This is a genomic window from Streptomyces sp. SudanB182_2057 (genome assembly GCF_964272715.1).
Classification (GTDB): Bacteria; Actinomycetota; Actinomycetes; order Streptomycetales; family Streptomycetaceae; genus Streptomyces; species Streptomyces rubradiris.
Genome location: NZ_OZ186798.1, coordinates 5,150,976 through 5,176,701, shown reverse-complemented (window position 1 = coordinate 5,176,701; position 25,726 = coordinate 5,150,976). Strand labels below are relative to the sequence as shown.

General features: G+C 71.5%; 24 protein-coding genes, 1 tRNA gene and 1 pseudogene. 13 read left to right on the top strand and 13 right to left on the bottom strand.

Features of this window, described 5'->3' with window-relative positions:
- Positions 1–188 precede the first annotated feature (188 nt).
- On the bottom strand, positions 189–794 hold the full coding sequence (locus ACSURM_RS22775) for a DUF2017 domain-containing protein (protein WP_436957513.1): 606 nt from the start codon (positions 792–794) through the stop codon (positions 189–191).
- A gap of 9 nt (positions 795–803) precedes the next feature.
- A complete protein-coding gene (clpS, locus tag ACSURM_RS22770; RefSeq protein ID WP_030782738.1) occupies positions 804–1,121 on the bottom strand; it encodes an ATP-dependent Clp protease adapter ClpS in 318 nt (105 codons plus the stop codon).
- Positions 1,122–1,178: 57 nt separating this feature from the next.
- Between clpS and ACSURM_RS22765 the strand changes: the two genes are divergently transcribed.
- Positions 1,179–2,525 (top strand): nicotinate phosphoribosyltransferase, encoded by a 1,347-nt coding sequence (locus ACSURM_RS22765; RefSeq protein WP_436957511.1) that lies wholly within the window; start codon positions 1,179–1,181, stop codon positions 2,523–2,525.
- Between the two features lie 94 nt (positions 2,526–2,619).
- Entirely contained in the window at positions 2,620–3,213 is a 594-nt protein-coding gene (locus ACSURM_RS22760) for an isochorismatase family protein (RefSeq protein ID WP_436957509.1), read from the top strand.
- Between the two features lie 15 nt (positions 3,214–3,228).
- On the opposite strand, the gene ACSURM_RS22755 is transcribed toward ACSURM_RS22760, so the two are convergent.
- The gene (locus ACSURM_RS22755; RefSeq protein ID WP_436957507.1) at positions 3,229–3,561 is read right to left on the bottom strand and encodes a hypothetical protein; all 333 of its coding nucleotides are present in this window, start codon (positions 3,559–3,561) and stop codon (positions 3,229–3,231) included.
- A 120-nt stretch (positions 3,562–3,681) separates the two neighbouring features.
- Positions 3,682–6,039, bottom strand: a complete 2,358-nt coding sequence (locus tag ACSURM_RS22750; protein ID WP_436957505.1) for an immune inhibitor A domain-containing protein — start codon at positions 6,037–6,039, stop codon at positions 3,682–3,684.
- A 238-nt stretch (positions 6,040–6,277) separates the two neighbouring features.
- Here ACSURM_RS22750 and ACSURM_RS22745 point away from each other — a divergent pair, with 238 nt between their 5' ends.
- Positions 6,278–6,442: a hypothetical protein gene (locus ACSURM_RS22745; RefSeq protein WP_436957503.1), complete on the top strand. Its 165-nt coding sequence runs from the start codon at positions 6,278–6,280 to the stop codon at positions 6,440–6,442.
- Positions 6,443–6,463: 21 nt separating this feature from the next.
- Here the strand turns inward: ACSURM_RS22745 and ACSURM_RS22740 are convergent, their stop codons facing one another.
- Entirely contained in the window at positions 6,464–7,156 is a 693-nt protein-coding gene (locus ACSURM_RS22740; protein WP_436957502.1) for an RDD family protein, read from the bottom strand.
- Between the two features lie 119 nt (positions 7,157–7,275).
- Entirely contained in the window at positions 7,276–9,300 is a 2,025-nt protein-coding gene (locus ACSURM_RS22735) for an RDD family protein (RefSeq protein ID WP_436957501.1), read from the bottom strand.
- Positions 9,301–9,532: 232 nt separating this feature from the next.
- Between ACSURM_RS22735 and ACSURM_RS22730 the strand changes: the two genes are divergently transcribed.
- Positions 9,533–9,946, top strand: a complete 414-nt coding sequence (locus ACSURM_RS22730) for an SsgA family sporulation/cell division regulator (protein WP_436957499.1) — start codon at positions 9,533–9,535, stop codon at positions 9,944–9,946.
- A 41-nt stretch (positions 9,947–9,987) separates the two neighbouring features.
- Here the strand turns inward: ACSURM_RS22730 and ACSURM_RS22725 are convergent, their stop codons facing one another.
- Complete coding sequence (locus ACSURM_RS22725) at positions 9,988–11,394, bottom strand: FAD-binding oxidoreductase (RefSeq protein ID WP_436957498.1); 1,407 nt, start codon at positions 11,392–11,394, stop codon at positions 9,988–9,990.
- Positions 11,395–11,486: 92 nt separating this feature from the next.
- Here ACSURM_RS22725 and ACSURM_RS22720 point away from each other — a divergent pair, with 92 nt between their 5' ends.
- Positions 11,487–12,953 carry a tetratricopeptide repeat protein gene (locus tag ACSURM_RS22720; protein ID WP_436957496.1) on the top strand — a complete coding sequence of 489 codons (1,467 nt, stop codon included), beginning with the start codon at positions 11,487–11,489 and terminating at the stop codon, positions 12,951–12,953.
- A 9-nt stretch (positions 12,954–12,962) separates the two neighbouring features.
- Here the strand turns inward: ACSURM_RS22720 and hppD are convergent, their stop codons facing one another.
- Complete coding sequence (gene hppD / locus ACSURM_RS22715) at positions 12,963–14,111, bottom strand: 4-hydroxyphenylpyruvate dioxygenase (protein ID WP_436957494.1); 1,149 nt, start codon at positions 14,109–14,111, stop codon at positions 12,963–12,965.
- A 122-nt stretch (positions 14,112–14,233) separates the two neighbouring features.
- Here hppD and ACSURM_RS22710 point away from each other — a divergent pair, with 122 nt between their 5' ends.
- Positions 14,234–14,707: an Lrp/AsnC family transcriptional regulator gene (locus ACSURM_RS22710; RefSeq protein WP_436957492.1), complete on the top strand. Its 474-nt coding sequence runs from the start codon at positions 14,234–14,236 to the stop codon at positions 14,705–14,707.
- Between the two features lie 36 nt (positions 14,708–14,743).
- Here the strand turns inward: ACSURM_RS22710 and ACSURM_RS22705 are convergent, their stop codons facing one another.
- The 4 genes from ACSURM_RS22705 to ACSURM_RS22690 all read right to left on the bottom strand — a co-directional run bounded on the left by ACSURM_RS22705 (position 14,744) and on the right by ACSURM_RS22690 (position 20,055).
- A complete protein-coding gene (locus tag ACSURM_RS22705) occupies positions 14,744–15,535 on the bottom strand; it encodes a S16 family serine protease (protein WP_436957491.1) in 792 nt (263 codons plus the stop codon).
- Positions 15,536–15,590: 55 nt separating this feature from the next.
- The gene (locus ACSURM_RS22700; RefSeq protein WP_436957489.1) at positions 15,591–16,232 is read right to left on the bottom strand and encodes an IclR family transcriptional regulator; all 642 of its coding nucleotides are present in this window, start codon (positions 16,230–16,232) and stop codon (positions 15,591–15,593) included.
- 419 nt (positions 16,233–16,651) lie between these two features.
- Positions 16,652–18,460 carry a DEAD/DEAH box helicase gene (locus tag ACSURM_RS22695; RefSeq protein ID WP_189754240.1) on the bottom strand — a complete coding sequence of 603 codons (1,809 nt, stop codon included), beginning with the start codon at positions 18,458–18,460 and terminating at the stop codon, positions 16,652–16,654.
- A 149-nt stretch (positions 18,461–18,609) separates the two neighbouring features.
- Entirely contained in the window at positions 18,610–20,055 is a 1,446-nt protein-coding gene (locus ACSURM_RS22690; protein ID WP_436957487.1) for an MFS transporter, read from the bottom strand.
- A 218-nt stretch (positions 20,056–20,273) separates the two neighbouring features.
- On the opposite strand from ACSURM_RS22690, the gene ACSURM_RS22685 reads away from it, so the two are divergent.
- From ACSURM_RS22685 to ACSURM_RS22655, 7 genes and pseudogenes are all read left to right on the top strand, one after another.
- Positions 20,274–20,348, top strand: a tRNA-Cys gene (locus ACSURM_RS22685).
- Between the two features lie 378 nt (positions 20,349–20,726).
- Positions 20,727–20,933: a hypothetical protein gene (locus ACSURM_RS22680; protein WP_436957486.1), complete on the top strand. Its 207-nt coding sequence runs from the start codon at positions 20,727–20,729 to the stop codon at positions 20,931–20,933.
- The gene (locus tag ACSURM_RS22675; RefSeq protein ID WP_436957484.1) at positions 20,917–21,438 is read left to right on the top strand and encodes a DUF6879 family protein; all 522 of its coding nucleotides are present in this window, start codon (positions 20,917–20,919) and stop codon (positions 21,436–21,438) included. The genes ACSURM_RS22680 and ACSURM_RS22675 overlap by 17 nt, the downstream gene beginning before the upstream one ends.
- Positions 21,428–22,261, top strand: a complete 834-nt coding sequence (locus ACSURM_RS22670; RefSeq protein ID WP_436957482.1) for a helix-turn-helix domain-containing protein — start codon at positions 21,428–21,430, stop codon at positions 22,259–22,261. Before ACSURM_RS22675 ends, ACSURM_RS22670 begins: the two co-directional genes overlap by 11 nt.
- Before the next feature lie 179 nt (positions 22,262–22,440).
- Positions 22,441–22,566 (top strand): hypothetical protein, encoded by a 126-nt coding sequence (locus ACSURM_RS22665; RefSeq protein ID WP_436957481.1) that lies wholly within the window; start codon positions 22,441–22,443, stop codon positions 22,564–22,566.
- Positions 22,567–22,636: 70 nt separating this feature from the next.
- Positions 22,637–23,377 (top strand): hypothetical protein, encoded by a 741-nt coding sequence (locus ACSURM_RS22660; RefSeq protein ID WP_436957480.1) that lies wholly within the window; start codon positions 22,637–22,639, stop codon positions 23,375–23,377.
- 8 nt (positions 23,378–23,385) lie between these two features.
- Positions 23,386–24,500: pseudogene (locus ACSURM_RS22655) on the top strand (hypothetical protein); the annotation flags it as partial.
- Between the two features lie 12 nt (positions 24,501–24,512).
- Here ACSURM_RS22655 and ACSURM_RS22650 read toward each other — a convergent pair.
- Positions 24,513–25,670, bottom strand: a complete 1,158-nt coding sequence (locus ACSURM_RS22650) for an SUKH-4 family immunity protein (RefSeq protein WP_436957478.1) — start codon at positions 25,668–25,670, stop codon at positions 24,513–24,515.
- Positions 25,671–25,726 lie beyond the last annotated feature (56 nt).

Here is a 25,726-nt window from a genome sequence, read left to right as displayed (position 1 = left end):
GGCCGGGCGGTCGTGAAGATTTATCACGGGCGCAATACTGATCACAGAGGGGCAGTGTGAGGCACTGCACAGCCAAAAGCGGACAAAGATGGTCCGAAAGTAGCAAAAGAAGCTTGGATGGTAATGGGATCGTTATCCGGGTTTGAGCGTTCCCTGAGCGGACACCGATCGGAACCGGCCAATCCGCCTCACGGCATCAGCGTCGACACCAAGGTCTCCTGGAGCCCGCCCAGCCAGAGGTACGCCAGCACCATCGGCTTGCGCGGATCCTCGTCCGGCAGCCGGTAGAGCAGATCCGTGTCGTCCTCGTCGGTGATCTCCAGCCGGGCGCCGATCGCCAGCCGGAGGTCGTTGAGGGCGCCGAGCCACTGCCGGGACTCCTCCGGCGTCAGCTTCAGCACCGCGCCGCCCTCCCCCGCCGGGGCGAGCGCGTCCAGCGAGCGGACCACGGCGAGCGCGCTCTCCCGCTTGCCCGCGCGCAGGTCGTTCTCGGTGTAGCGGCGGAACTCGGCGGAGTGCGCCCGCCGCTCCTCGGCCTCGGCCGGCGAGGCGGGCGCGTGCTCCGGGTCGCTGTAGGCGTCCGGGAAGAGCCTCCTGAGGACCGGGTCGGCCGGCGGCTCGCTCGGGCCCTCGGCGAACAGCTCGGCCAGCGGGTCGGCCGGGGCGTCGGCGCCGGGGCCGGGACCGATCAGCTCAAGGAGCTGGACGGCCAGCGAGCGGATGATGGAGATCTCGACGTCGTCGAGCGCGACGGCCGCGCCGCCGCCGGGGAGCGGTTCGAAGTGTCCGGGCATCTGCGGCGTTTACTTCCGGTCCTGCTGGAGGGTGGCCCACAGTCCGTAGCCGTGCATCGCCTGCACGTCGCGCTCCATCTCCTCGCGGCTCCCGCTGGAGACGACCGCCCGGCCCTTGTGGTGGACGTCGAGCATGAGCTTGGTGGCCTTGTCCTTGGAGTAGCCGAAGTACGTCTGGAAGACGTAGGTGACATAGCTCATGAGATTGACCGGGTCGTTGTGCACGATGGTGACCCAGGGGACGTCGGGTTCGGGTACGGCGGAGATCTCCTCCGCCGACTCGGTGCGTTCGATCTCTACGGGCGCGGGTGACGTCACACTGCCCATGCTGCCACGGCGTCCTTAAATCGTCACACCGACGAAAAGGGAGTACGATTCCCCGACATGAACACAGCGGACCTTGGGCTGCCGGTGGACGTTCCCTCGACGGCGCTCTTCACGGACCAGTACGAGCTGACGATGCTGCGCGCCGCGCTGAAGGCCGGTACGGCCGAACGGCGGAGCGTGTTCGAGGTCTTCACCCGGCGGCTGCCGAACGGGCGCCGCTACGGCGTGGTGGCCGGGACCGGGCGGGTCCTGGACGCGGTGGAGAACTTCCGCTTCGACCCGGGCGTCCTCGGCTTCCTGCGCGAGCGGCAGATCGTCGACGAGGAGACCCTGAAGTGGCTCGCCGACTACCGCTTCCGCGGCGACATATGGGGATACCCCGAGGGCGAGGTGTACTTCCCCGGCTCGCCGATCCTGCGCGTCGAGGGCAGCTTCGCCGAGTGCGTCCTGCTGGAGACGGTGATCCTGTCCATCCTCAACCACGACTCCGCGATCGCCGCCGCGGCCTCCCGGATGGCCTCCGCCGCCGGTGACCGGCCGCTGATCGAGATGGGCGCCCGGCGCACCCACGAGCTGGCCGCGGTGGCCGCCGCCCGCGCCGCCTACGTGGGCGGCTTCGCCACCACCTCCGACCTCGCGGCCGGCTTCCGCTACGGCATCCCCACCGTGGGCACCTCGGCCCACGCCTTCACCCTGCTGCACGACCGCGAGCGGGACGCCTTCCAGGCCCAGGTGGAGACCCTCGGCCGGGGCACCACCCTGCTGGTCGACACCTACGACGTCGCCGAGGCCGTCCGTACGGCGGTGGAGGTGGCCGGCCCCGAGCTGGGCGCGGTGCGCATCGACTCCGGCGACCTGCTGCTGGTGGCCCACCGGGTGCGGCAGCAGCTGGACGAGCTCGGCGCCACCGACACGAAGATCGTCGTGACCTCCGACCTGGACGAGTACGCCATCGCCTCGCTGGCCGCCGCGCCCGTGGACGCCTACGGCGTGGGCACCCAGCTGGTGACCGGCTCCGGGCACCCCACCAGCTCCATGGTCTACAAGCTGGTCGCCCGCGCCGACTCCGCCGACCCCAAGGCGCCGCTGGTGCCGGTCGCGAAGAAGTCCAGCGGCGGCAAGATGTCGGTCGGGGGCCGCAAGTGGGCGGCGCGCCGGCCGGACGCGGACGGGATCGCCGAGGCCGAGGTCGTCGGCACCGGGCCGGTGCCGGCCGAGCTGGCCGACCGGCAGCTGCTGGTGCCGCTGGTGCGCGGCGGGACGGTGGTGGCCCGGGAGCCGCTGGACGTGCCCCGGGAGCGGCACATCGCGGCGCGCGCGCAGCTGCCGCTGTCCGCTACCCAGCTCTCGCGCGGGGAACCCGTCATCCCGACGGAGTACGTGCACGGGCGCTCGGGTAGCTAAAGCCCGACCGCCGTCCGCCCCTTCCCACCCCTCCCGCACGGGCCCGGAAGTCTCTAGGCTCAGTTACTTCACTCTCAGTCGAAGGACACCCACCATGCGCCGCGCCTTGATCGTCGTAGACGTGCAGAACGACTTCTGCGAGGGAGGCAGCCTCGCGGTGGCCGGGGGGGCGGACGTGGCCGCCGCCATCACGGAGCTGATCGGCGAGGCGGCGGGCATCGGGTACCGGCACGTGGTGGCCACCCGGGACCACCACATCGCGCCCGGCGCTCACTTCGCCGACGACCCCGACTACGTCCGCTCCTGGCCCGCGCACTGTGTCGCGGGCACGGAGGGCGTGGGCTTCCACCCGAACTTCGCCCCGGCGGTCGCCTCCGGCGCGGTGGACGCCGTGTTCGACAAGGGGGCGTACTCGGCGGCGTACAGCGGCTTCGAGGGCACCGACGAGCACGGTGTGCCGCTGGCCGACTGGCTGCGCTCCCGGGAGATCACGGAGGTGGACGTGGTGGGCATCGCCACGGACCACTGCGTACGGGCCACCGCGCTGGACGCGGCCGGCGAGGGCTTCCGCACCCAGGTCCTGCTGGACCTCACGGCCGGGGTCTCCCCGGAGACGACCGAGCGCGCCCTGGAGGAGCTGCGGACGGCGGGCGTCGAACTGACCGGCAAGCCGGTCGTCGGCGGCTGAGCGGGCAGGGGCCCGTCACCGCGCCGCCGTCGGCCCCCGCAGCAGCGCCCGGATGGGGTGCCACAGCTCCGTCGCCATGACGCCGCCGGCCGCCGTGGGGGCCGTGGGCGCCGTGCGCCAGACCAGGCCGTCGGGGTGGTGCAGGACCGCCGTGATCTCGTCCGGGGTCGGAGGCTCGGCGTTGCCCCGCAGGTACACCGCCCGCAGGCCCAGGTTGCGCAGCCTGGTCAGGGCGCGGGCGCGGTTGGCGGCGTGCACCAGGATCCGCACCGCGGCGGAGCCGTACGGCAGGTTGAGCGCCACCACCACCGTGCCGTTCGGCAGCTTGCTGAAGCCTCCAGCGGCCATGCGGTCACATCCCCGTTCCGGTCGGTGTCAATAAGCGGTCCACAGGACGCACCTAAACACGATCGGCGGCAACCCGCCAGGGGTTGCCGCCGATACGTCTGTGACCTGCGGTGATGCGGGCTACTTCACTGCGGGGCCGACCTTGAGGGAGATCGTCGAGCCGTCCTTGGCCTCCTTGACGATCGTGATCTTGGTGTTGGTGTCAGTGACCTTCACGCCACCGGTCGGGTTCGAGGGGTCGTAGTAGGTGCTGGTGTGGTCGTTGAAGACCGGCACACCCTTCGAGCCCTTGATCTTCAGCGCGACATCGGCCTTGTGCAGGGTGATGCCGTCCGTGGCGTACAGGCTGAACGGCGAGTCGTAGGCCTGGACGCGGTTGCGCAGCAGCGTGCCGTCGGCCCACTTCAGCGCCGTCGGGTGCGAGTCGACGGGGAGGATCAGACCGGTGCCCGGGTGACCGTTGGTGCTGTTGGTGTTGTTGTCCGCCTGGGAGGTGTCCCACTTCCAGATCAGCAGGCCGTTCTGGTACGGGTAGTGCTCCACCCAGTCCGGACGCGACGCGAAGCCGAAGTTGTACGGGCCCGTCTTCAGCGTCTTGTCGTACGACACGTACTGCCGGTTCTCGGCGATGTAGTACTGCTTGTAGTCCTTGGTGAAGGACGCGCCGATGCGGGAGAAGCCGTTCGCGGTCCAGCCGGCGTCCGCCTTCTCGGCGTCGTCCGCGAACAGCGGGGTGCCGTCGGCGGTCACGGTGATCTCGTCGGCGGTGAAGCCGTTCTCCGCGACACCGCTGTCGGTGGCGTAGCGGAAGCGCAGGTCGATCTTCTTGCCCGCGTAGGCGTCGAGCGGGAACGACAGCTTCTTGTGCGTCTCGGAGAAGCCGCTCAGCGCGGGCTTGCCGCCGGCGTCCTTGGGCAGGGCCTGGCCGTCCGCGGTGCCGTCCAGCGCGGTCCAGTTGGCACCGCCGTCGGTGGACACCTCGGTGTAGACGTAGTCGTAGCCCTCCTCGGTGGCCCACCAGCCGTCCAGGGTGAGGCTCGCCGAGGTCTTGCCGGTCAGGTCCACGGACCGGGTCAGCGTGTTCTTCAGGTCGTTGCCGCTGCCGCTCCACCACTGGGCCGAGCCCTGGGCGGGCTGGACGATCGTGGTGGTGACCGCCTTGTCGGGCAGGTTGACCACGAGGGCCTGCTTGTCGAAGGTGTTGAACTCGGCCGGGCCCAGCTTGTGGGTGGACTGCTTGCCGGCCGTGGCGGTGTCGTAGTTCAGCCAGCCGAGCTGGAGCTTGTCCCAGGAGTTCATGTCACCGGGCAGGTCGCCGATGGACTCCTTGCCCCGGCCGAGCCAGGAGCCGGAGGACATCAGGGTCCAGAAACCGGTGGAGTTGTCGCCGCCGTCGGTGTCGTACTCGTCCGGCAGGCCGAGGTCGTGGCCGTACTCGTGGGCGAAGACGCCGAGGCCGCCGTTCTCCGGCTGGATGGTGTAGTCGCCGACCCAGATGCCGGTGTCGCCGACCTGGGTGCCGCCGAGCTTGTTGTTCTGCGGGCCGGTGGCACCGGCGTCGGTGCCGAAGGCGTACCAGCGGTGGGCCCAGATCGCGTCCGTGCCCTGGGCGCCGCCGCCCGCGGACTCGTCCTCGCCGGCGTGCACGATCTGGAAGTGGTCGACGTAGCCGTCCGGCTCGTTGAAGTTGCCGTCACCGTCGAAGTCGTACCGGTCCCACTGGTCGTACTGGGCGAGGTCCTTCTTGATGTCGGCGTCGGTGCGGCCGGCCGCCTTCTGCTGGGCGACCCAGGCGCCCAGGCCGTCGCTGACGATGCTCCACACGCTCGGGCAGTTGGTGGAGCCGCACGCGTTGTTGCCGTAACGGGCCTCGTTGTAGGGGACCTTGACCCAGTCGGTGACCTCACCGGAGACCGAGTAGCGGCCCGAGGACTGCTTCTCGTAGTACTTCTTCAGCGACTCGGTGTTCTTGCCGGTGCCGAAGTAGAGGTCCTCGTAGTGCTTGCGGTCGTAGTCCTGCTGCCAGGCCGTGGAGTTGTCCTTGGTGCGGTCCGGCGCGGCGATCCGGTTGTGCAGCGGGCCGGGGGTGCCGCCGAACTTGGGGTCGGTCTTGTCCCCGAACTCCACCAGGATGGTGAAGATCTTGTCGGTCTTCTCGCGGCTCAGCTCGACGTACTTGCTCTCGCCCTTGCGGCTCTTGAGCTTGACGACCTTCGAGCCGTTGCGCTCCTGCGCGGTGGCCTCGCCGGATATGAGCTGGTTCAGGGCCTCTTCGCGCTGGGCGTCCTGGGTCTTGCTCAGGGGGCCGTCCAGGTCGTGCTCGTGCTGCTTCTCCGGTGCCGGGTCGTGCCGGTTCGCGGTGGCGGGCCGGGGCTGGGTGCTCGCCTCGGCGACGGCGAACGTCGCGAACGAGGCGGACGCCGCCGCGAGGGTCACGCCGATGGCGGCCGCTCTGAACGTCCAGGATCTGCTGGTCACTTGAGTTCCTCCCCCGCGCCGCGCACACGGACAGGGGGTTCCGGGCATGGAGGAATCCGTGCGCGCAAGATCAACGCGTGTAGTCAAGTGACGACATTTGACTAGAGGTTTGACAGAAAAGACAGACCTTGACTTGAGCAGGACAAGTGCACTATGCGGAGGTGAAGTCCGCTTTGCGGACAGGCGCCGACGCGCCGTCAGCCCTGCCGAGTTGCCCGTCCGACGGGACGGTGACTCCGTGCGCCCCCCGTGCACCGGCTCCGTGGGTCAGGGCGCGATCACCCTGCCGCGTCCGGCCGCCGCGCTCCCCTACGGCTCCCGCGCCGTGTCCTTCCCGGCGCTCGTCATGCCGACGCCCGCCGGGCCGGCCACGGACGGGGGACGCGTGTCCACCGCTCCGTGACCCGCCCCGGCGGTACGCCGCTCACCGAGTGCTGACCACCACCGTCTTGGCCGCCTTGTCGTGCAGGCCCTGCTTGTACGGCTTGTCGAAGAAGCTCCAGCCGCCCGCGACAGCCGTCCAGACACAGGCGCAGCAGAAGGCGAACGGCACCCACAGCACCAGGGCGCGGGTCAGCGAGGTCGACACGGACGGGGTGGCGCCGTCGGCCAGGTCGGCCACCCGCAGGCCGAGCCACTTCTTGCCGAGGGTCTGCCCCGACCGGCTGGTCATGAAGGTGTCGTAGGCGACGTAGAGCACGGCCGCGATCAGGGACTGGGCGACGGACCGGCCGGCGTCGATCCGGTCGCCGTCGATGGTGTACGTGTACTCGCTCACGCCGAACACCAAGGTGAGCAGCCAGACGACGATGCCGACCAGGATCATGTCGATGATCCGCGCGAGCGTCCGCTTGCCGCTGTCGGCGAGCGGGGGCATGCCGGCCAGGGGATCGGCGGGATAGCCGCCGGCCCCGGACCCGTAGGGGCCGCCGCCGTAGGGGCCGCCGCCTTGGGGCCCGCCGCCGTACGGGCCGCCGGGGGGCGGCGGCTGGTCGCCGCCGTACGGGGGCGGGGTGTCGTACGGCGAGCCCGGCCCCTGGTCCGACGGGGGCCGCTTCCTGAAGGGATCGTCCTCGGGGGGCTGCTCTCCGGAGCCGGGGGGCGGTGCGCTGCTCATGGCCCGAGTGGAACCCGCGGGCCGCCGCCGCGCATCCGGCAGACGGCCGGACGGAGTACCCGGCCCCTCCCCCGGCTTCCCCCGGCCCCGCCCCGGTTCAGCCCCGGTTCAGCCCCGGTTCAGCCCGCGACGAACGTGCGCGCCGCCTTGTCGTGCCAGCACTGGCGCCAGGGCCGGTCGAACAGGCACCACAGCACGCCCACGACACCGACGACCAGCAGGCCCGGCACGCTGAACACCAGCCAGCGGCGCAGCGCCGGGCCGAACCCCGGCGGCTCGTGCGCCTCGATGTCCCGCACCTCCAGACCGCACAGCTTCTTGCCGAGGGTGCGGCCCCAGCGGACGGTGGGCAGCACCTCGTACAGGACACCGGCGAGCAGCAGGACGGCGAGGACGATGCCGAGGCCGGTGCCGGTCGTGCCGTCGATCAGCCACACGGTGACCTGGTGGCCGGACAGCCGGGCCGCGTCGATCTTCTGCTGGACGTGGTCCACGGCCCGGATGCCGAGCGGCACCGCCGCGGCGGCCGTCACCGCACCCACCACGGCCAGGTCGATCAGCCGCGCCGCGAGCCGCTTGCCGAGCCCGGCGGGACGGGCGGCGGCCTGTCTGCGCGCGGCGGCCTGGAAGAGGTCCTCCACCGGTGGCTTCCACGGCGCGACGGACGGCTCGTCCCCGCCGCCGGCGAGCTGATGCACCTGCTGCGCCCAGGACGCCTGCCCGCCGCCGGGCCCGCTGGTCACGGGGGTGGTGACGGGAGCGGGGCCGGACTGCTGCGGCACGGCGGACGCCACGGCGGGGGCGGGGTGCGGTGCCTGCGGCTGTGGTGCCTGAGGGGTGACGGGCGCCTGCGCGGCGGCAGCGGCCTGCGCGGCGGCCTTGCCGGCGCCGAAGCCGGAGGCGGCGGGCGCGCCGACGGGGCCCTGGGCGCCCTCGGCGGCGGGGGCGGGCGGGTCGGAGGGCACCGGGCGGATGGTCATCGTGCCGTCGTCGGTACGGGCCGCCGCCGGGCCGGGCACCGGGCGCCGGAACACGAACGTGCCGGGGTCCGGGGCGTCGCCGGCCTCGGCCGGGGGGACCGTCGCGGTGCCGTCGGCGCGGTCGGCACCCTGGCCACCGGAACCGGCCGGGGAGTCCATCGGCACCCGCGGATCGGCGCCCCAGGCCCCACCACGCCCGCCGTCCCCACCGAACCCACCGGACCGGTCCCGCTGCCCGGGGAGACCGGGGGCGGCGGGCTGAGCGGATACGCCGGACTGGGCAGGGGCACCGGGATGGGCAGCGGCGCCGGACCGGCCGGGTACGCCGGGGTGCGCGGGCGTGCCGGGCAGGGCGGGTCCGCCGGACTGGCCGGGTACGCCGGACTGGGCAGGGGTGCCGGGCAGACCGGGTGTGCCGGGCTGGGCGGTTACTCCGGGCTGGGCGGGGGCGCCGGGCTGACCGGGGGTGTCGAGTCGACCTGGCTGAGCGGCCGGGGCCGACTGGCCCCACGGCGCGGCTTGGCCCGCCTGCGCGACCGCACCGCCCTGCGCGGCGGCCGCACCGCCCTGCACGACCGGGCCGCCCTGCGCGGTCGGACCGCCCGGCAGCGCCTGACCACCCCGCGCGGCCGGATCACCCTCTCCCGTCCGACCGCCCTGCCCCGCCTGGGCCCACTGCCCCGCCTGGCCGTTCTGACCTGCCTGGTCTACGGCCTCCCACTGGCCGGCCTGGCCGTCCTGACCGGCCTGGCCCGTCCGGGTCCACTGGTCGGCCGGGTTCGCCTGGTCGCTCTCGTCCGCCCGGGCCCACTGATCCGCGTGGGCGGCCTGGGCGGCCTGGGCGGCCTGGGTCCACTGTCCCGGCTGGGCGCCGGTGGGGTCCTGCCGGCCGGTGCCGGTGGCCGGCCCCGGCTCCGCGGGCCGCACCCCGGCGGCGGGCGGGTCCTCGTCGAAGAAGTGGGGTCCGGTCTCCTCCACGGCCGGGGCGGCCGGCCGGAGGCCGGGGGGCGGGATGAGCGGCTCGCCGTCCTTGGGCGCCGGACGGCTGGTGCCGGGCACCCAGGAGGCGCCGTTCCAGTACCGGACGTAGCCGGGGATGGACGGGTCCGGGTAGTAGCCCTCGCGGGGCCTGTCGTCGCCGGGTGCCGGGGTTGGGGCGCTCATGTCCGTCGTCCCGTATCTGCTCGGGGGTGTGATGGGGGCCTCCACATCTATCAGACCGGGGCAGCCCGCAGCGCCAGTCCGGCGGGACCCACCCCTTTCCGGGCAACGCCGTGCCCGCTTTCCGGGGCCCGCGGAAAAAACTTCCCCGGACCCGCGTAATGGTCCGGCCCCGGCCCGCTCTCCCCTGGTACGGGCCCGGTCCGAGCGGCCCCGACCAGAAGGGAAACACGTCATGCGGCACACCGTGGTGGAGCGGGAGCTGGAGCTGAGGCTCGTCCTGTCGCCGGAGGAGAGCGTCCCGGTCCCGGCCCGGCTCACCTACCGCTCCGAGGACCCCTACGCCGTCCACATCGCCTTCCACATCAACTCCGGGCACCCGGTGCACTGGACGTTCGCCCGCGAGCTGCTGGTGGAGGGGGTGTTCCGGCCGTGCGGGCAGGGGGACGTACGGGTGTGGCCGGGGAGGTCGGACGGGCGCGGTGTCGTCCTGATGGCGCTGAGCGCGCCGGACGGCGACGCGCTGCTCCAGGCGCCCGTCGGGCAGGTCTCGGCCTGGCTGGAGCGGACGCTGCGGTCGGTGCCGCCGGGCACGGAGGGCGATCAGCCGGGCCTCGACGACGCGCTCGACCAGCTCCTCGCCCGGTGAGCCGGGTACCAGGGCCCGGGCGGCCGGGACGGCCCGGGAGGTCAGAACAGCTTGCCGGGGTTGAGGATGCCCAGCGGGTCGAAGGCGTGCTTCACCGCCCGCTGCATCTCCACCCCGACCGGGCCCAGTTCCCGGGCCAGCCACTCCTTCTTCAGCACGCCGACCCCGTGCTCCCCGGTGATGGTGCCGCCCAGCTCCAGGCCGAGGGCCATGATCTCGTCGAAGGACTCGCGGGCCCGGCGGGACTCCTCGGGGTCGCGGGCGTCGAAGCAGACGGTGGGGTGGGTGTTGCCGTCACCCGCGTGCGCGCACACGCCGATCGTCAGGTCGTACTTGGCGGCGATCCGCTCCACGCCCGCCAGCATCTCGCCGAGCCGGGAGCGGGGCACGCACACGTCGTCGATCATCGTCGTGCCCTTGACCGCCTCCAGCGCGGTCAGCGAGAGCCGCCGGGCCTGGAGCAGCAGTTCGGACTCGGCCTCGTCGTCGGCGGGCACGACCTCGGTGGCGCCGGCGGCCTCGCACAGGGCGGCGACGGCGGCCAGGTCGGCGGTGGGGTCCGGGGTGTCGAAGGCGGCCAGCAGCAGCGCCTCGGTGGTCTCGGGCAGGCCCATGTGCGCGAGGTCGTTGACCGCCTTGACCGTCGTACGGTCCATCAGTTCGAGGAGGGACGGGACGTGACCGCCGGCCATGATGCGGCACACCGCGTCGCAGGCGGCGGTCGCCGAGGCGAACTCGGCGGCCAGCACCAGTTGCCGGGGCGGCTTCGGCTTCAGCGCCAGGACCGCCCGGACGACGATGCCGAGCGAGCCCTCGGAGCCGACGAAGAGACGGGTGAGGTCGTAGCCCGCGACGCCCTTGGCGGTGCGCCGGCCGGTGGACATCAGGCGGCCGTCGGCGAGGACGACGTCCAGGCCGAGGACGTACTCGGCGGTGACGCCGTACTTGACGCAGCACAGGCCGCCGGAGGCGGTGCCGATGTTGCCGCCGATGGTGCACATCTCCCAGCTGGAGGGGTCCGGCGGGTAGTACAGGCCGTGTTCCCCGACCGCGCGGGAGAGGGTCGCGTTGATCACGCCCGGTTCCACCACGGCGATCCGGTCGACGGGGCTGATCTCCAGGATGCGGTCCATCTTGGTCAGCGACAGCGCGATGCAGCCGTCGGTGGCGTTCGCGCCGCCGGACAGGCCGGTGCGGGCGCCCTGCGGGACGACCGGGACGCGCAGTTCGGAGGCGGTGCGCATGACGTGCTGGACCTGCTCGACGGTGCGCGGCAGGACGACGGCGGCGGGCCGGCCGGCCGGGCAGAAGCTCGCCATGTCGTGGGCGTAGGAGGCGGTGACGTCGGGGTCGGTCAGGACGGCCTCGGGCGGCAGGCCGGCCAGGAGCCGGTCGGCGAGGTTACCGGTGTGCTCGTCGCGTGGCGCTTCGATACGGCTCATGATCACAGCGTGACACTCGCGGCCATCGGTGTGAACCCCGCCCGCGCCGCCCTTGGGCCACCCGGATGTGCTCGTCATATTGACGCACAGTGAGCGCCATGGAGAACCGGCAGTGCGTGGGTACGTCCCTGATCTCCGAGCCGTCGGTGCCGCGCCGGCGGCGGGTGGTGCGGCGGCTGCTGCTCGCCGCGCTGGCGGGCAGTCTGGCGACGGGCGCGGTGCTGGTGCTGCTGCCCGGGGAGCCGCAGCGGCACCGGCCGGCCCGGCCGCCCGTCGCCGGTCCGCAGTCCCGGCCGCGGGAGCAGGTGCCGACGGCGGTGACCTACGGCGTGCCGGCCGCGCTGCCCGGGCTGACGGCGCTGATCGGACGGCAGGAGCGGCTGGTGCGGGAGCGGCCGAAGGACGCCGTGGCCTGGGCGGTGCTGGGGTCGGCGTATGTGGAGCGGGGCCGCCGGGCGGGTGACGCGGCCGACTATCCGCGCGCCGAGCGGGCGCTCAAGGCATCGCTGGACGTGCGGGGCGCGCGGAACACCGAGGCGCTGGACGGGCTGGCCGCGCTGGCGCTGGCGCGCCGGGACTTCCCGGCGGCGAAACGGTACGCCGAGCAGGCCGGGAAGGCGGCGCCGAAGCGGTGGTCGGCGTACCCGGCGCTGATCGACGCCTACACCGGGCTCGGCGACTACGAGAAGGCCCGCGCCGCCCTGGACAAGCTGCTGGCGCTGCGCACCGACGCGGCGACGCGGCCGGCCGTGATGGCGCGGGCGGCGGCGGTGTACCGGGACCGGGGCTGGCGGGAGGACGCGGTGGCGCAGCTGACCGACGCGGCGGCCGCCGCCCGCACCCCGGCGGAGCGGGCCGCCTGGCTGGCCGGGGTGGGGCAGCTGGCCTGGGAGCGCGGGGACCTGCCGGAGGCGCTGCGGCACTTCGAGGCGGCGCTGCGGCTCGACGCGGACCAGCGGGCGGCAGCGGCCGGGCGGGCGCGGACGCTGGCCGCGCTGGGCCGCACCTCGGAGGCGCTGGCCGCCTACCGGGCCGCCGTCGCGACCCGGCCGCGCCCGGAGGACCTGCTGGAGCTGGGCGAGCTGTACGAGTCGCTGGGGCAGCCGGGTGCCGCCGAGGAGAGTTACGCGCGGATGCGGGAGGCGGTGGCGCGGTCGGTGGCGGGCGGGGTGGACGAGGAGCTGCTGATCGGCCGGTTCGAGGCGGACCACGGGGACCCGTGGGAGGCCGTGGAGCGGCTGGAGGAGGAGTGGCGGAGGCAGCCGGGCATCGAGGTGGCCGACGCGCTGGGCTGGGCGCTGCACCGCACCGGCGAGGACCAACAGGCGCTGACGTACGCGGCCGTCGCGACGGACAAGGCGAAGGGCGGCGGGGTGCGCAGCGCGCTGTACGCGTACCACCTGGGGGTGATCGAGGCGGAGCTGGAGCGGACCGGTCCCGCCCGGCGGCACCTTCAGGAGGCGCTCAGGATCAACCCGTACTTCTCGCCGCTGCGGGTGCCGCTGGTGCGGGAGGCGCTGCGGGAGCTGGGCGACGTGCCCGACGAGCCGCCGCCCAGCGAGTAGGGCCCGCCGCTACAGGTTGCCCCGCTTGGCCTGCTCGCGCTCGATGGCCTCGAACAGGGCCTTGAAGTTGCCCTTGCCGAAGCCCATCGAGCCGTGCCGCTCGATGAGTTCGAAGAACACCGTGGGCCGGTCCTGGACCGGCTTGGTGAAGATCTGGAGCAGGTAGCCGTCCTCGTCGCGGTCGGCGAGGATCTTCAGCTCGCGCAGGGTGTCGATCGGCACGCGGGTGTCGCCGACCCACTCGCCGAGGGTGTCGTAGTAGGAGTCCGGGGTGTCGAGGAACTCGACACCGGCGGCGCGCATGGTGCGGACGGTCTGCACGATGTCGTTGGTGTTGAGCGCGATGTGCTGGACGCCGGCGCCGCCGTAGAACTCCAGGTACTCGTCGATCTGCGACTTCTTCTTGGCGATGGCGGGCTCGTTGATCGGGAACTTGACCTTGAGGGTGCCGTCCGCGACCACCTTCGACATCAGCGCGCTGTACTCGGTGGCGATGTCGTCGCCCACGAACTCCTTCATGTTCGTGAAGCCCAGCACCTTGTTGTAGAAGGCCACCCACTCGTTCATCTTGCCGAGTTCGACGTTGCCCACGCAGTGGTCGACGGCCTGGAAGGTGCGCACGGCGGGCGGCTCGACGAGCGGCTCGGCCGCCGTGTAACCGGGCAGGTAGGGGCCGTCGTAGCCGGAGCGGTCGACCAGGGTGTGGCGGGTCTCGCCGTAGGTGGCGATCGCGGCGAGGACGACCGTGCCGTGCTCGTCCTTCACCTCGTACGGCTCGGTGACGCCGCGGGCGCCGTGCTCGACGGCGTACGCGTAGGCGGCGCGGGCGTCCGGGACCTCGATGGCCAGGTCGATGACGCCGTCACCGTGCTCGGCGACGTGCCGGGCCAGGAAGTGGCCCCAGGTGCTCACCGGCTTGATCACCGAGGTGAGGACGAACCGGGCGGAGCCGTTCTCCAGCACGTAACTGGCGGTCTCGCGGCTGCCGTTCTCCGGTCCGGAGTAGGCGACCAGCCGCATGCCGAAGGCGGTGGAGTAGTAGTGCGCCGCCTGCTTGGCGTTGCCCACGGCGAAGACGACCGCGTCCATTCCCTTGACCGGGAAGGGGTCGTCCTGCCGGGCGGTCGTGTCGGGAGTGTGGTGTGTGGTCTGCGTCATACCCGAAGGGTGGCCCCGGTCTGCAAGGTGCGCAATAGTTCGCGAATCCGCTGGGCAATGTGTTCAGCGATACGGCCGTTCCTACGGTCTTTCTGTACAGGCTGACCATCTCAGGGGGTCCCGTGGCGATCGATCATCTGGACGGACGGATCATCGTGCTGCTGGCCGAGGAGCCGCGCGTCGGCGTGCTGGAGATGTCCCGGCGGCTGGGGGTGGCGCGGGGCACCGTGCAGGCCCGGCTGGACCGGCTGCTGGCGAACGGGGTCATCCGGGGCTTCGGCCCGCAGGTGGACCCGGCGGCCCTCGGCTACCCGGTCACCGCGTTCGCCACCCTCCAGATCCGCCAGGGCCAGGGCCCCGACGTCCGCGCGCACCTGGCGACCGTGCCGGAGGTGCTGGAACTGCTGACCACCACCGGCAGCGGGGACATGCTGTGCCGGCTGGTGGCCCGCTCGAACGCCGACCTGCAACGGGTGATCGACCGGGTGGTGGGCTTCGACGGCATCGTCCGGGCCTCCACGACGATCGTGATGGAGACACCGGTACCGCTGCGGGTGATCCCCCTGGTGGAACAGGCGGCGCGGGAGGGGAGGTGAGCGGGCGGGGCCCGGCGGGGCGGCCGGAGTCCCGGCTCAGCAGCTCGGGACCCGGCCCTTGCCCTTCTCCAGGGCCACCAGGGCGTCGACGGCGCCCTTGAGCGTGGTCACCGGCACCAGGCGCAGCCCCTCGGGCAGCTCGGCCTCGGCCTCGGCGCACTCCGCCTTCGGCACCAGGAACACGGTCGCCCCGTCCCGGCGCGCCGCCTGGGTCTTCAGGCCCACCCCGCCGACCGCGCCGACCTTGCCGGAGCCGTCGATCGTCCCCGTACCGGCGATGGTGCGGCCGCCCGTGAGGTCGCCGCCGCTGCCGTCGCCGTCCAGCTTGTCGATGATGCCGAGGCTGAACAGCAGGCCCGCGCTGGGCCCGCCCACGTCGGCGAGGCGCAGCGTGACCTTCACCTTGTCCGCGCCGAGCCCGAGGTGCTTCAGCGCCGCCTGGGTGGCCGAGTCCTGGGACTCGCGCATCTGCGCCAGGTTGTGCTTCTCGATCTCCTTGACGCTGTCGCCCTTCGGATACACCGAGTCGCGCGGCATGACGGCCCGGTCGGTACGGAACCAGTTGCCGACCACGTCACCGAGGGAGATCCGGGCGTCCGGGCCGGTCGCCACGATCGTGGTCATCCGCAGCTGCCCGCTGGTCTTCCGGGTCGGCGTGCCGGACACGGTGATCACCGGGGTGCCCTGGTTCTCGCCGAGCACGTTCGCCGTCGAGCCGGGCTGCGCCACGGAGAACGGCAGCGGCGCGAACGCCGCCGTGGCGAGCAGGGCCACGACGGGCAGCGCGCTGACGGCGAGGGCCTGGGGGCGTGTGAGACGTGAGAGCACGGAATCAATCTAACGTGACGGCCGCGGGGGCCCTCGCCGTGTCCGGGCCCGGCGGTCAGCGCAGTGCTTCCGCGACCTCGCGGGCCGCTTCCACCACCCGCTCGCCGACCCGCTCCGGCACGGCGTCGGTCAGCATCACCACGCCCACGCTGCCCTCGACGCCGGTGACCCCGACCAGCGGCGCGGCGGCCCCGCTCGCGCCGGCCTCCAGTTCGCCGTGGGTGAGGGTGTAGCCGGGGTCGGCGGACGGCGACTGGCGCGCGGCGAGGATGGCCCGGCCCGCGGCGCCCCGGTCGAGGGGGTGCCGGAAACCGGGGCGGTACGCCACGTGGTAGTCGGTCCAGGTCGGTTCGACCACGGCGACGGCGAGCGCCTCCGTGCCGTCCACCAGCGTCAGGTGCGCGGTGGCCCCTATGTCCTCGGCGAGGGAGCGCAGTGCGGGCAGTGCGGCCTCGCGCACCAGCGGATGCACCTGCCGGCCGAGTCGCAGCACTCCCAGGCCGACCCGGGCCCGCCCTCCCAAGTCCCGTCGTACGAGCGCGTGTTGTTCGAGGGTGGCGAGCAACCGGTAGACGACCGTCCGGTTCACGCCCAGTTTGGTGGACAACTCGGTGACGGTCAGCCCATGGTCCGTGTCGGCCAGCAGCTTGAGGACGCGCAGTCCCCGGTCGAGCGTCTGAGAGGTCTCCGCGGTCACGACGCCCACTCCTTCGGCGGTGAGGTCGGCGGGTCCCTGAGCGGCGGATGCGACACCGAGTCCCGTCGGCGACGCGCTTCAGAGGCCGCCGATCGGCAGGACGGCCCGGCGGCTCCAGGCCCTGTCGCTTCACGGCTGCGCTCCGCGGCGGCGCTGCCACGGGGCGTGTGCGTAGCCGGACAGTAGCGAAGCGGGTTCGCTGAGCGGAAGTCTCAGTCCAGAATCCGGGCAAGGCCAGATCCGGCCTGGCTGCATTCGTCCGGATACGCACACCGGTGGGTGCCGAAACGGGGGCGGACGGAGGGCTTCAGGGGAAGCGGGGGGCGGGGTGTCGCCCGCCCACCCGACTCGGTCGGCTGAGTGAGTGCCGTAGTGCGGGGCTCCGCCCCGGCCCCGGGAACCAATGGGGCACGCGGGCGTCACTTCATGCGGGTCGCCCACTCCTGCACCTTGGCGATCCGCTGCCGCAACTGTCCCGCCGTGGCCTCCGCACTCGGCGGGCCCCCGCACACCCGCCGCAGCTCGGTGTGGATCACCCCGTGCGGCTTACCGCTCTGGTGCACATACGCGCTGACCATCGTGTTCAGCCGCTTCCGCAGCTCCATCAGCTCCTTGTGCGTCACCACCGGCCGCCGCTCGGCCGGCAGCTCCAGCAGGTCGGCCTCCGTGTCCGGCTTCTTCCGACTGTGCGCGATCTGCCGGGCCTGCCGCTTCTGCAACAGCAACTGCACCTGCTCGGGCTCCAGCAGCCCCGGGATCCCCAGGTAGTCCTGCTCCTCCTCGCTCCCGGGGTGGGCCTGCATGCCGAACTCGGCGCCGTCGTACAGCACCCGGTCGAACACGGCGTCGGACTCCAGCGCCTCGAACGGCAGCATGTCCTGCTCGCCGGTGTCCTCGTCCTGCTGCTTGTTCGCCTCCTCCATCTCCTTCTCGGATTCGGCGTACGGGTCCTCCTCGCCCTCCTTCTTCGGCTTGTCGAGGGCGTGGTCCCGTTCCTTCTCCATCTCGTTGGCGAAGGTCAGCAGGTCGGGCACGGTCGGCAGGAACACGGACGCGGTCTCGCCACGCCGCCGGGACCGTACGAAACGCCCGACGGCCTGCGCGAAGAACAGCGGCGTCGAGATCGTCGTGGCGTACACCCCGACCGCGAGCCGCGGCACGTCGACGCCCTCGGACACCATGCGTACGGCGACCATCCACCGGTCGTCGCTCGCGCTGAACTCGTCGATCCGCTTCGAGGCGCCGGCGTCGTCCGAGAGCACGAGCGTCGCCTTCGTCCCCGTGATCTCCCGGATGAGCTTGGCGTACGCGCGCGCGGAGTCCTGGTCGGAGGCGATGACGAGCGCGCCCGCGTCCGGGATGCCCTTGCGGACCTCGGTCAGCCGCTGGTCGGCGGCGCGCAGCACGCTCGGCATCCATTCGCCGCGCGGGTCGAGGGCCGTACGCCACGCCTGGCTGACCGCGTCCTTGGTCATCGGCTCGCCGAGCCGGGCGGCGACCTCGTCACCGGCCTTGGTGCGCCAGCGCATGTTGCCGCTGTAGGAGAGGAAGATCACCGGCCGGACGACGCCGTCCGCCAGCGCGGACCCGTAGCCGTAGGTGTAGTCGGCGGCGGAGCGCCGGATGCCCGCGTTGTCCTCCTCGTAGGTCACGAAGGGGATGGGGTTGGTGTCGGAGCGGAACGGCGTACCGGTCAGCGCCAGGCGCCGGGTGGCCGGCTCGAATGCCTCCAGACACGCCTCGCCCCAGGACTTGGAGTCACCGGCGTGGTGGATCTCGTCCAGGATCACCAGGGTCTTGCGCTGCTCGACCCGGTTGCGGTGCAGCATCGGGCGGACGCCCACACCGGCGTACGTCACGGCGACGCCGTCGTACTCCCGGCCGAGCGGGCCCGCGCTGTACTCCGGGTCGAGTCTGATCCCGATCCGGCCCGCGGCCTCGGCCCACTGCTTCTTCAGGTGCTCGGTGGGAGCGACCACGGTGACCTGCTGCACGACGTGGTGGTGCAGCAGCCAGGAGGCCAGGGTCAGCGCGAAGGTCGTCTTGCCGGCGCCGGGCGTGGCGACGGCGAGGAAGTCGCGCGGCTGCTCCTGGATGTACTTCTCCATCGCCCCCTGCTGCCAGGCACGCAGCTTGCTGGCGGTACCCCAGGGGGCCCGGCCCGGGAAGGCGGGCGAGAGGTGATGGGAGGAAGCGGAGGTGGCGGAGGATGCGGCGGTGGTAGTCACGGTCTCCGTGGATCAGGGTCGGGCGGCTACGTACGACAACCGGGCCACCCTACCGGCGCCGTCCCGCGAGCACGCCGTGAACGAGCCGGGGTCGCCCCCGGGTGGGAGCGACATCACAGCGGCCCCGTGGTCCCCCTGACCACCACCGGTCACTCGGGGTGCGCGGTGCGTTCCCGCAGCCGCGTCGTCACCCAGGAGCCCACCAGCGCCACCGCGGCCATCGGCAGGAAGACGGCGGCGAAGGCGGCGGGACGGCCCCCGTCGCCGGCCGCGGTGGCGGCGGTGCTGCCGCCGCCCAGGGCGGCGAAGGCCGCGCCGGCCGCCGCCAGCAGGACCACGTTGGACAGGGCGTCGGAGATCTGGAGCGCGGCGGAGTTGGAGCCGGCCTCCTCCGGGGCGGACAGCTTCAGCAGCAGCACGCTGGTGGAGGAGATCACCAGGCCCATCCCGAAGCAGCCGACGCCCCACGCGGCGGCGACGGTCCACACGGGCACGGAGTGGATCAGCACGCTGGGCGCGGTCAGGATCGCGGCGGCGACCAGCACCATGCCCAGGGTCATCAGCCGCTCCCGGTACGGCGTCAGGCGCGGCCGGGACTGCACGAACGAGCCGAGCGCCCAGGTGCCGCCGCCGGCCGCGAGCGAGAACCCGGCGAGGGTCGGCGACAGCCCGCGCTGGGTGACCAGCATCAGCGGGACGAAGGACTCGGCGGCGATGAAGGACCCGGCCGCCAGCCCGCGCAGCAGCACGACGGAGGGCAGACCGCGGGCGGCCCGGTAGGTGCCCCGGGGCAGCAGTCCGAGGACGGCGGGGACCAGCAGGGCCGCCCCGGCCAGCCCGGGGAGCAGGGAGAGGAGCCGCAGGTCCTGGGCGGCGTACTGGAGGAGCCCGGCGCCGAGGGAGATGCCGAACGCGAGCCTGATCCGCCGCCGGTCGAAGGCGGCGGCACCGGCCCGCTCGTCCACCGGGCCCGCCGCCCGCCGGCGTATCTGGGGCAGGGCGAGGGCGAGCGGGAACACGACGAGGACCGGGATGCCGAGGAACACCCAGCGCCAGCCGAGCTGCTCGGTGACGGCACCGGAGGCGAGGGGGCCGACGATGGACGGTACGACCCACCCGGCGGCGAACGCGGCCATGATCGCGGGCCGCAGCCGCTCGGGGTAGGCCCGGCCCACGACGACGTACAACGCGACGATGACCAGCCCGCCGCCCAGCCCCTGCACGGCGCGGCCGAGGATGAACGCCCACATGGCCTGCGCGGTCCCGGCTACGACGAGGCCCGCGGCGAAGGCCGCGATGCCGGTGGTCAGCGCGCCGAGCGGGCCGCGCCGGTCGGACCACTGCCCGGCGAGCACCATGCCGAAGAGGCTGGTCGTGAAGTACCCGGAGAAGGCGAACGCGTACAGCGCCACGCCGTCCAGCTCCCGCGCGGCGACCGGCATCGCCGTGCCGACGGCCGTCGCCTCGAACGCGATCAGCACGACGACGGACACGATGCCGACACTGAGCGCCCGGTAGGCCCGGCTCAGCACGCCGGTCGCCTGGTCGGCGGGGGGATCAAGGACAGCGGGGTCGCGGGATTCGAGGGCGCTCATGCTCGTCAGGGTAAGGCCCGCAACCAACTTTGACCCCTGTCAGGAGCCCCACCTCCCCTCATCCCTTGGTCGTACGCCACCACCGCTTTCATGAACGGCGTATGGCAGTCGCATTGCAACCCCCGCCCCCCTCTTGAGCCCCACCCACCCCGCCCCATACGTTCATCTCACCAACACGGCCGCGACTCTCACCACGGCCGAGCACAACAACCCAACACGGCCGTGTGCCCGAGTGGTTTAGGGACTCGCCTGCAAAGCGAGTTACGCGGGTTCGATTCCCGCCACGGCCTCCAAACGCAGCTGACCAGCGGAGACGAGCAGGGCAGAGCAGCCGGGGAGCTGCTGCCTGGCATCCCGAACAGGGGATGCCCCAAGCCGCTTGCCGCAGCGAGTCGCACCAGAAGACGATGAACCGCCGGGGGCGGCCTACCAGGGCCTCCCGACCGGCCGAGGATTACGCCCACCCGGCCCCGTGGACCGACAAGGCGTTGCGGCGGTACGCGGCGCCGGGGCTGGGCCGGCGCTCGCCAGAGGCGCTTGTCGTTCGACCCCCGAGCAAGATCCTTACCCGACTACGCCAATATCGGCGTTGCCGCATGGACGCTCTCGGGAAACCCTCGTACCGTCATGGTCAAGGGCCCCAAATGGGGCCAGGCCAAAGGGGTTTGAGCATGGCTCGCGACGAACTGACCCGCCTTACCGGCAACGGGAACGGAGAGTGCGGGCAAGGGGATTGTCCGAACCTGTATCGCACCGGAAGGGGATCGTTCTTGGTGCAGGGTGACGTGTTCAACGGCTTCATCCCGCCCGAGGGGGAAGGTCTGGTCGAGATCCCGGAAAGCGTATTGAGGGAGGCATTCAATGCTCTTGGCTGGTGAAGCCTGGCAAGTCAAGTTTCGCGACTTCCAGAGCGAGGCATGGCGCCTGGAGACGCTGCCCATTTACCGAGTGCCGCAAGAGGCCGAAGAATTCGCCCGCTTCCTGTCGGGTGAACGGTTTCCGGGGCCGTACGAGGACTCTTGGACGGCGATGATCCGGCACTGCGGGGAATCCGGGGCAAGTGTGGGGCGGGTGCACATCCTGACTCGACCGCTCTCCGATTACCTGCGTTTCGAGTTCGAGAGGTACTACCGCCATCAGGCCCCCATCGGGGAAGACATCAGAATCCTCGACGTGACCGAGCGCGAGAATCCCCTGCCGGGCGTTGAAGACTTCTGGATGTTCGATAAATCGGAAGTCGTCCTCATGCACTATGAGGCGGACGGAACGCAGATCAACCGCGAACTGTACGAGGGCGACGTGGCACCGTTCCTCGAATATCAGCGAATCGCACTGGCAGAGTCTGTTCCCTTCCAGGAGTACGTGAAGGGCCTTGATCTTTGAGCCAGAAGAGCTGGGCCAGTCCAGAGCCGACCTAGCCGAGACATTGAAGACACTTCGCAAGCGAGCCGGAATCACCCAGACCCGGCTCGCTCAGCGGTGCGCCATGAGCCAAACGAAAATCAGCAACATCGAGGGGGCGAAGCTGACCCCGACCCTAGTCGACGTTGAACTGATCCTCAGGGCGTTGGATGTACCCCCGGAGCTCGTTTCCAGACTGGCGGTCCTTGCTCGCAGCGCCAACAGCGAATGGCAGGACGCCTGGTCGCAACGACGCACCGGGCTGGAGAAGAAACAGAACGAGCTCTCCGGATTCGAGAAAGCCTCAACAGAGTTCCGGTACTTCCTGCTCTCCATGGTAACCGGCCTACTGGCAACACCCGACTACATCAAGGCCAGCCTCGCCCATATCCCCGGCGACCACAGCAAGGCCATCGCAAAGAAACTGGAACGACAGTCAGTTCTTTATGACGCATCGAAACGCTTCACATTCATTCTGGCCGAGCAAGCCGTAAGGTGGCCATTTCTGACCCCAGCAGCCATGGCCATGCAGCTTGACCGTCTTGTTTCGATCAGCCTGCTGTCGAATATCCGACTCGGTGTCATCCCTCTGGACGGCCACATGCCTACTGCACCATTGAACACCTTCACCATCTATGACACCCGGATAGCTACAGTGGAGGCACAGACCGGGGTAATGGTTTTTCGGGATCACCGAGACGTGTCGGCTTACCTCAACGAGTTCGGAATCTACGAAGGTTATGCCCTGTTCGGGGAAGAGGGCAGGGAACGGCTGGCCGATTGGGCCGGCCGCTTCCGCTCGTGATCCTTGTACCCGACAACGCAAATACCCTACGCACTCCACCAAATTCCTGAGCATCATGTCATGGCAGACACGGAGCCGAGGGGCGATCGGTGCTGCTTTCCCCATCAGTGGGGGCGGGTCAGCAAGTGCCCATCGGCCACGGGATGGCCCCTTGACCGGCTTGAGAGAAAGGCCACGCCATGACGCTCAAGGAAGCACTCGCCAGCCAGGGTAGCGACCACGGCGGCGGTGACGACAACACCGATATCGAGGACGGCGACGGCAAGGGCGGTTCCGGTTCGCCGGGCCACCTCGGCGCAGTTTGACCTACCGCACCACGTTCACAGGGACCCCCGGTTCCGGCCGGGGGACTCCCCCGCTCGTGAGGTTCTCGGCATGCATCTGCTTGTAGTCGACTGGGACTACTTTTTCCCGACCCCCACGGCCGGCGCTCCACTCGGGCCGAACGCCGAGCTGTATGCGTGGCCCGCCGCGGAAGATCCGCTGCACGTGGAGGCCATCTGGCTCCGGCGCCTCCGTGCCTTCCAGGTGGCCGGTGTTCCTCTCCCTTACTGCCGGGGCTTCTTCCGGTTCTGGGACCGCTTCATCGTCTCCCCTGACGCCGTACTGTTCTACGCCGACTCGAACGCGTGGGCCGGACAGCTCTTCCCTTCGAACCTGGGCGGTGCCGGACCGTGGGAGTCTGTCCACCTCTATGACGCACACCACGACTGCGGCTACAAACAGCACCACCGGAGCTTCGAGGACTGGAAGGCTCGTGGTCCGATCAGCGCGGAGAACTGGCTTCTCGCCCACTACTGGGCGGGGTCTCGTCTCCATGTGCACTTTCCGCCGTGGCGCGAGTCCATGAAGCGACCGGCCGAGGAACCCCTGATCCCGGTCAACATGACGATCGACAACGGCCAGGCGCCGGACGTGGTCTTCGACGCCGTCTTCCTCTGCCGTTCGGGCGCGTGGGTCCCGAGCTGGTGTGACGAACAGTTCGGCGTGTTCCTGGAGGCGTGCCCGGTGAGTCGCCCTGCCGAGATTCCCCAGAACCGCTGGAACCAACCCCGCCCGGACGTGCTGCGCATGGCCAGGCTCGAGCGCACTGTGACGCACTCGCTTCCCGATTGAGCGCCGCCCGCCCTGTCGTCATCAAGGCTTTGACCCGCCGTATCGGGCGCCCCGTCACCTTCTGAGGAAGCCGCACACCGGAAAGGCAGACATGGACCCATCGCGCCGCACGGTCCTGACCACCGCGCTCTACTCGGCCGCGCTGGCGGTACCGCGCTTCGATGACGCAGACGAGACGCTGGACCGGCTGGAGCACCAGGCCGCCGGCCGCACCGTCCGGATCGGGCCCGGGGATGTCGCCGTGGTCCGGAGCATGACGGACAGGATCGCCGACATTCTCGACGAACTGGGGGGCGCGCACGCGCGGCCCATGGCTGCCGCGTTCCTTGTGAACTCGGTCGCGTCGTACCTTCGGGCCGACGGCCACGATGCCGTGAAGAAGGACATGCGGGCCGCCGCGTCCGATCTGGTCTACCTGACCGGGTGGATGGCCATGTACGAGCGCGCGCACGGCCTCGGCCAGCGGTACTACCGGCAGGCCCTCGGTCTGGCGAAAGCGGCGGACGACCAGGTGACGTACTGCCGCACCCTGCGGGGCATGGCGCTCCAGGCCGCCAGCCTCCGGCATGCGAACAGGGCGCTGGAACTGGCGGACTCCGCCGCCGAGGCCGCGCCCTCCGCCGGACCGCGCCTGGTCGCCTTCCTCCGGGGGCAGCAGGCGCACGGGGCCGCGCTGGCCGGCGACCGGCGGCAGGCCTTCGCGCGGCTCAGGGAGACCGAAACCGCCCTGGCGAAGGCGGACGACCGGCGGGACGCCATCGGGGGCTATGACCAGGCCGCCTACTTCTTCCACCAGTCCGCCGTGCTCCACGCCCTCGGTGACGTCCCCGGGTCGATCACGGCCATGCGGGCATCGAACCGGGTCCGTCCGGCCAAGGAGAAGCAGGGCAACGCCCACGCCAACGGACTGCTCGCCCAGCGGCAGTTCGAAGTCGGTCACATCGAGGCGGCGTGTGCCACCTGGCATGCCTTCCTGGACGACTACGCGACGCTCAGCTCTTCGCGGGCCGATGAACACTTCGGCATCATGCGGCGACGCCTCCGCCCGTACCTGAAGAACGCGAAGGTGCGGGAACTGAACGACCGGGCCCGGGAGATGGCCCGGCAGAAGGCCGCCGCCTGACCGGGCCTCGGGTCACAGCACTCCGTCCGTCTCGTCCTGGAGCAAGTGGGTCCAGTAGTGCCAGCTCGTTTCCGGGAGGGTGCCTGTGGGGTCTATGGACTCCAGGGTGTGGAGCATGAGGGCGACCAGGTGGTCGTAGGCGTGGGTGGCCAGTTCGTGGCCCAGGTGGGTGTCGATCACGCGCTCGTGGTGGATGAGCCACAGGGTGAACGCCAGTGTGGAGACGTCGGTGTTGAGGGGGTGCAGCGTCGCGTCCGGCTCGCTGAAGGTCAGGACCGTGCCCGTTCTGCCGTCCACCACCAGGCTGGTCTCGTCCCTGAGCCGGCCGAGGCGGATCAGGTGGTCGCAGTGGGCCGGGAGGTCGGTGACGGGGCGGTCGGGGTGTTCCTCGGTGAAGTACTCCCGCAGCGTGGGCAGCGGGACGTCCGTGTCGGCCTGGTACAGGACCGCCGACTCCGGCAGTCCCGTCTCGCGCAGGAAGCGGCGCGTCGGCTCGTGAGTGAGCGTCGGCGGGAAGTCGACCTCCTCGAACCTGGTCACCCTGCCGTGCCCGAACTCCTGGTCCAGCACCCGCGCGGGCACGTCCAGGGCGAGCCCCGAGGCCGTACCGGGGCCGGCGACCAGGGCGAGGGGACGGATCAGGGCCGCCGCCTTCCAGTACGGCGGGACCTCGCCGTTCGAGTCCTCCTCGAAGAGGGTGAGGAGGCGGCGGGACGCCTCGGTCACGGTCTGCGGGCCGTACCGGCCCGCCAGGGACGCGAACCGGCCGCGCAGGCCCGCCAGTTCCTCGGTGACCGCCGCGAAGCGCAGCAGCGTGTGCAGGGACGGCGCTAAGGGGCGCGCGTCGTACGGATCGCGCAGGAACGCCGTGGTCAGTTCGCCCGTGACGCCGTCGAGCAGGATCGACTCGCGCTCCAGCCCGGCCGGGCCGAGCAGTTCGCCTATGACCAGCCGGCCGCGCAGCTCCTCCGCCAGGCGCAGGGGGCCGTCGGCGGCGTCGGCGAGGGTGCGCAGACCGTGCGTGCGCAGCGGGGAGAAGGTCAGCAGGTCGGTCACCGCGGGCAGGCCGGCGCCCGCGAGCAGGCCGCGCGTCGGCGCGTGTGTGACGTAGCGGTCCAGTTCCGCCTCGGTCAGCGTGATCGCCGGAACCCCGGCGTCGGTCGTGCTCATCGCTCCCCCGCGATCTTCCCCGTGCGTGACGGGCCCGCGCACACCGTCGTACGCGG

Bases quoted from the DNA above. Each gene is read 5' to 3' on its own strand.
- ACSURM_RS22775 (WP_436957513.1), bottom strand. From the start codon at position 794: ATGCCCGGACACTTCGAACCGCTCCCCGGCGGCGGCGCGGCCGTCGCG.
- clpS (WP_030782738.1), bottom strand. From the start codon at position 1,121: ATGGGCAGTGTGACGTCACCCGCGCCCGTAGAGATCGAACGCACCGAG.
- ACSURM_RS22765 (WP_436957511.1), top strand. From the start codon at position 1,179: ATGAACACAGCGGACCTTGGGCTGCCGGTGGACGTTCCCTCGACGGCG.
- ACSURM_RS22760 (WP_436957509.1), top strand. From the start codon at position 2,620: ATGCGCCGCGCCTTGATCGTCGTAGACGTGCAGAACGACTTCTGCGAG.
- ACSURM_RS22755 (WP_436957507.1), bottom strand. From the start codon at position 3,561: ATGGCCGCTGGAGGCTTCAGCAAGCTGCCGAACGGCACGGTGGTGGTG.
- ACSURM_RS22740 (WP_436957502.1), bottom strand. From the start codon at position 7,156: ATGAGCAGCGCACCGCCCCCCGGCTCCGGAGAGCAGCCCCCCGAGGAC.
- ACSURM_RS22735 (WP_436957501.1), bottom strand. From the start codon at position 9,300: ATGAGCGCCCCAACCCCGGCACCCGGCGACGACAGGCCCCGCGAGGGC.
- ACSURM_RS22730 (WP_436957499.1), top strand. From the start codon at position 9,533: ATGCGGCACACCGTGGTGGAGCGGGAGCTGGAGCTGAGGCTCGTCCTG.
- ACSURM_RS22720 (WP_436957496.1), top strand. From the start codon at position 11,487: ATGGAGAACCGGCAGTGCGTGGGTACGTCCCTGATCTCCGAGCCGTCG.
- hppD (WP_436957494.1), bottom strand. From the start codon at position 14,111: ATGACGCAGACCACACACCACACTCCCGACACGACCGCCCGGCAGGAC.
- ACSURM_RS22690 (WP_436957487.1), bottom strand. From the start codon at position 20,055: ATGAGCGCCCTCGAATCCCGCGACCCCGCTGTCCTTGATCCCCCCGCC.
- ACSURM_RS22680 (WP_436957486.1), top strand. From the start codon at position 20,727: ATGGCTCGCGACGAACTGACCCGCCTTACCGGCAACGGGAACGGAGAG.
- ACSURM_RS22675 (WP_436957484.1), top strand. From the start codon at position 20,917: ATGCTCTTGGCTGGTGAAGCCTGGCAAGTCAAGTTTCGCGACTTCCAG.
- ACSURM_RS22665 (WP_436957481.1), top strand. From the start codon at position 22,441: ATGACGCTCAAGGAAGCACTCGCCAGCCAGGGTAGCGACCACGGCGGC.
- ACSURM_RS22660 (WP_436957480.1), top strand. From the start codon at position 22,637: ATGCATCTGCTTGTAGTCGACTGGGACTACTTTTTCCCGACCCCCACG.
- ACSURM_RS22650 (WP_436957478.1), bottom strand. From the start codon at position 25,670: ATGAGCACGACCGACGCCGGGGTTCCGGCGATCACGCTGACCGAGGCG.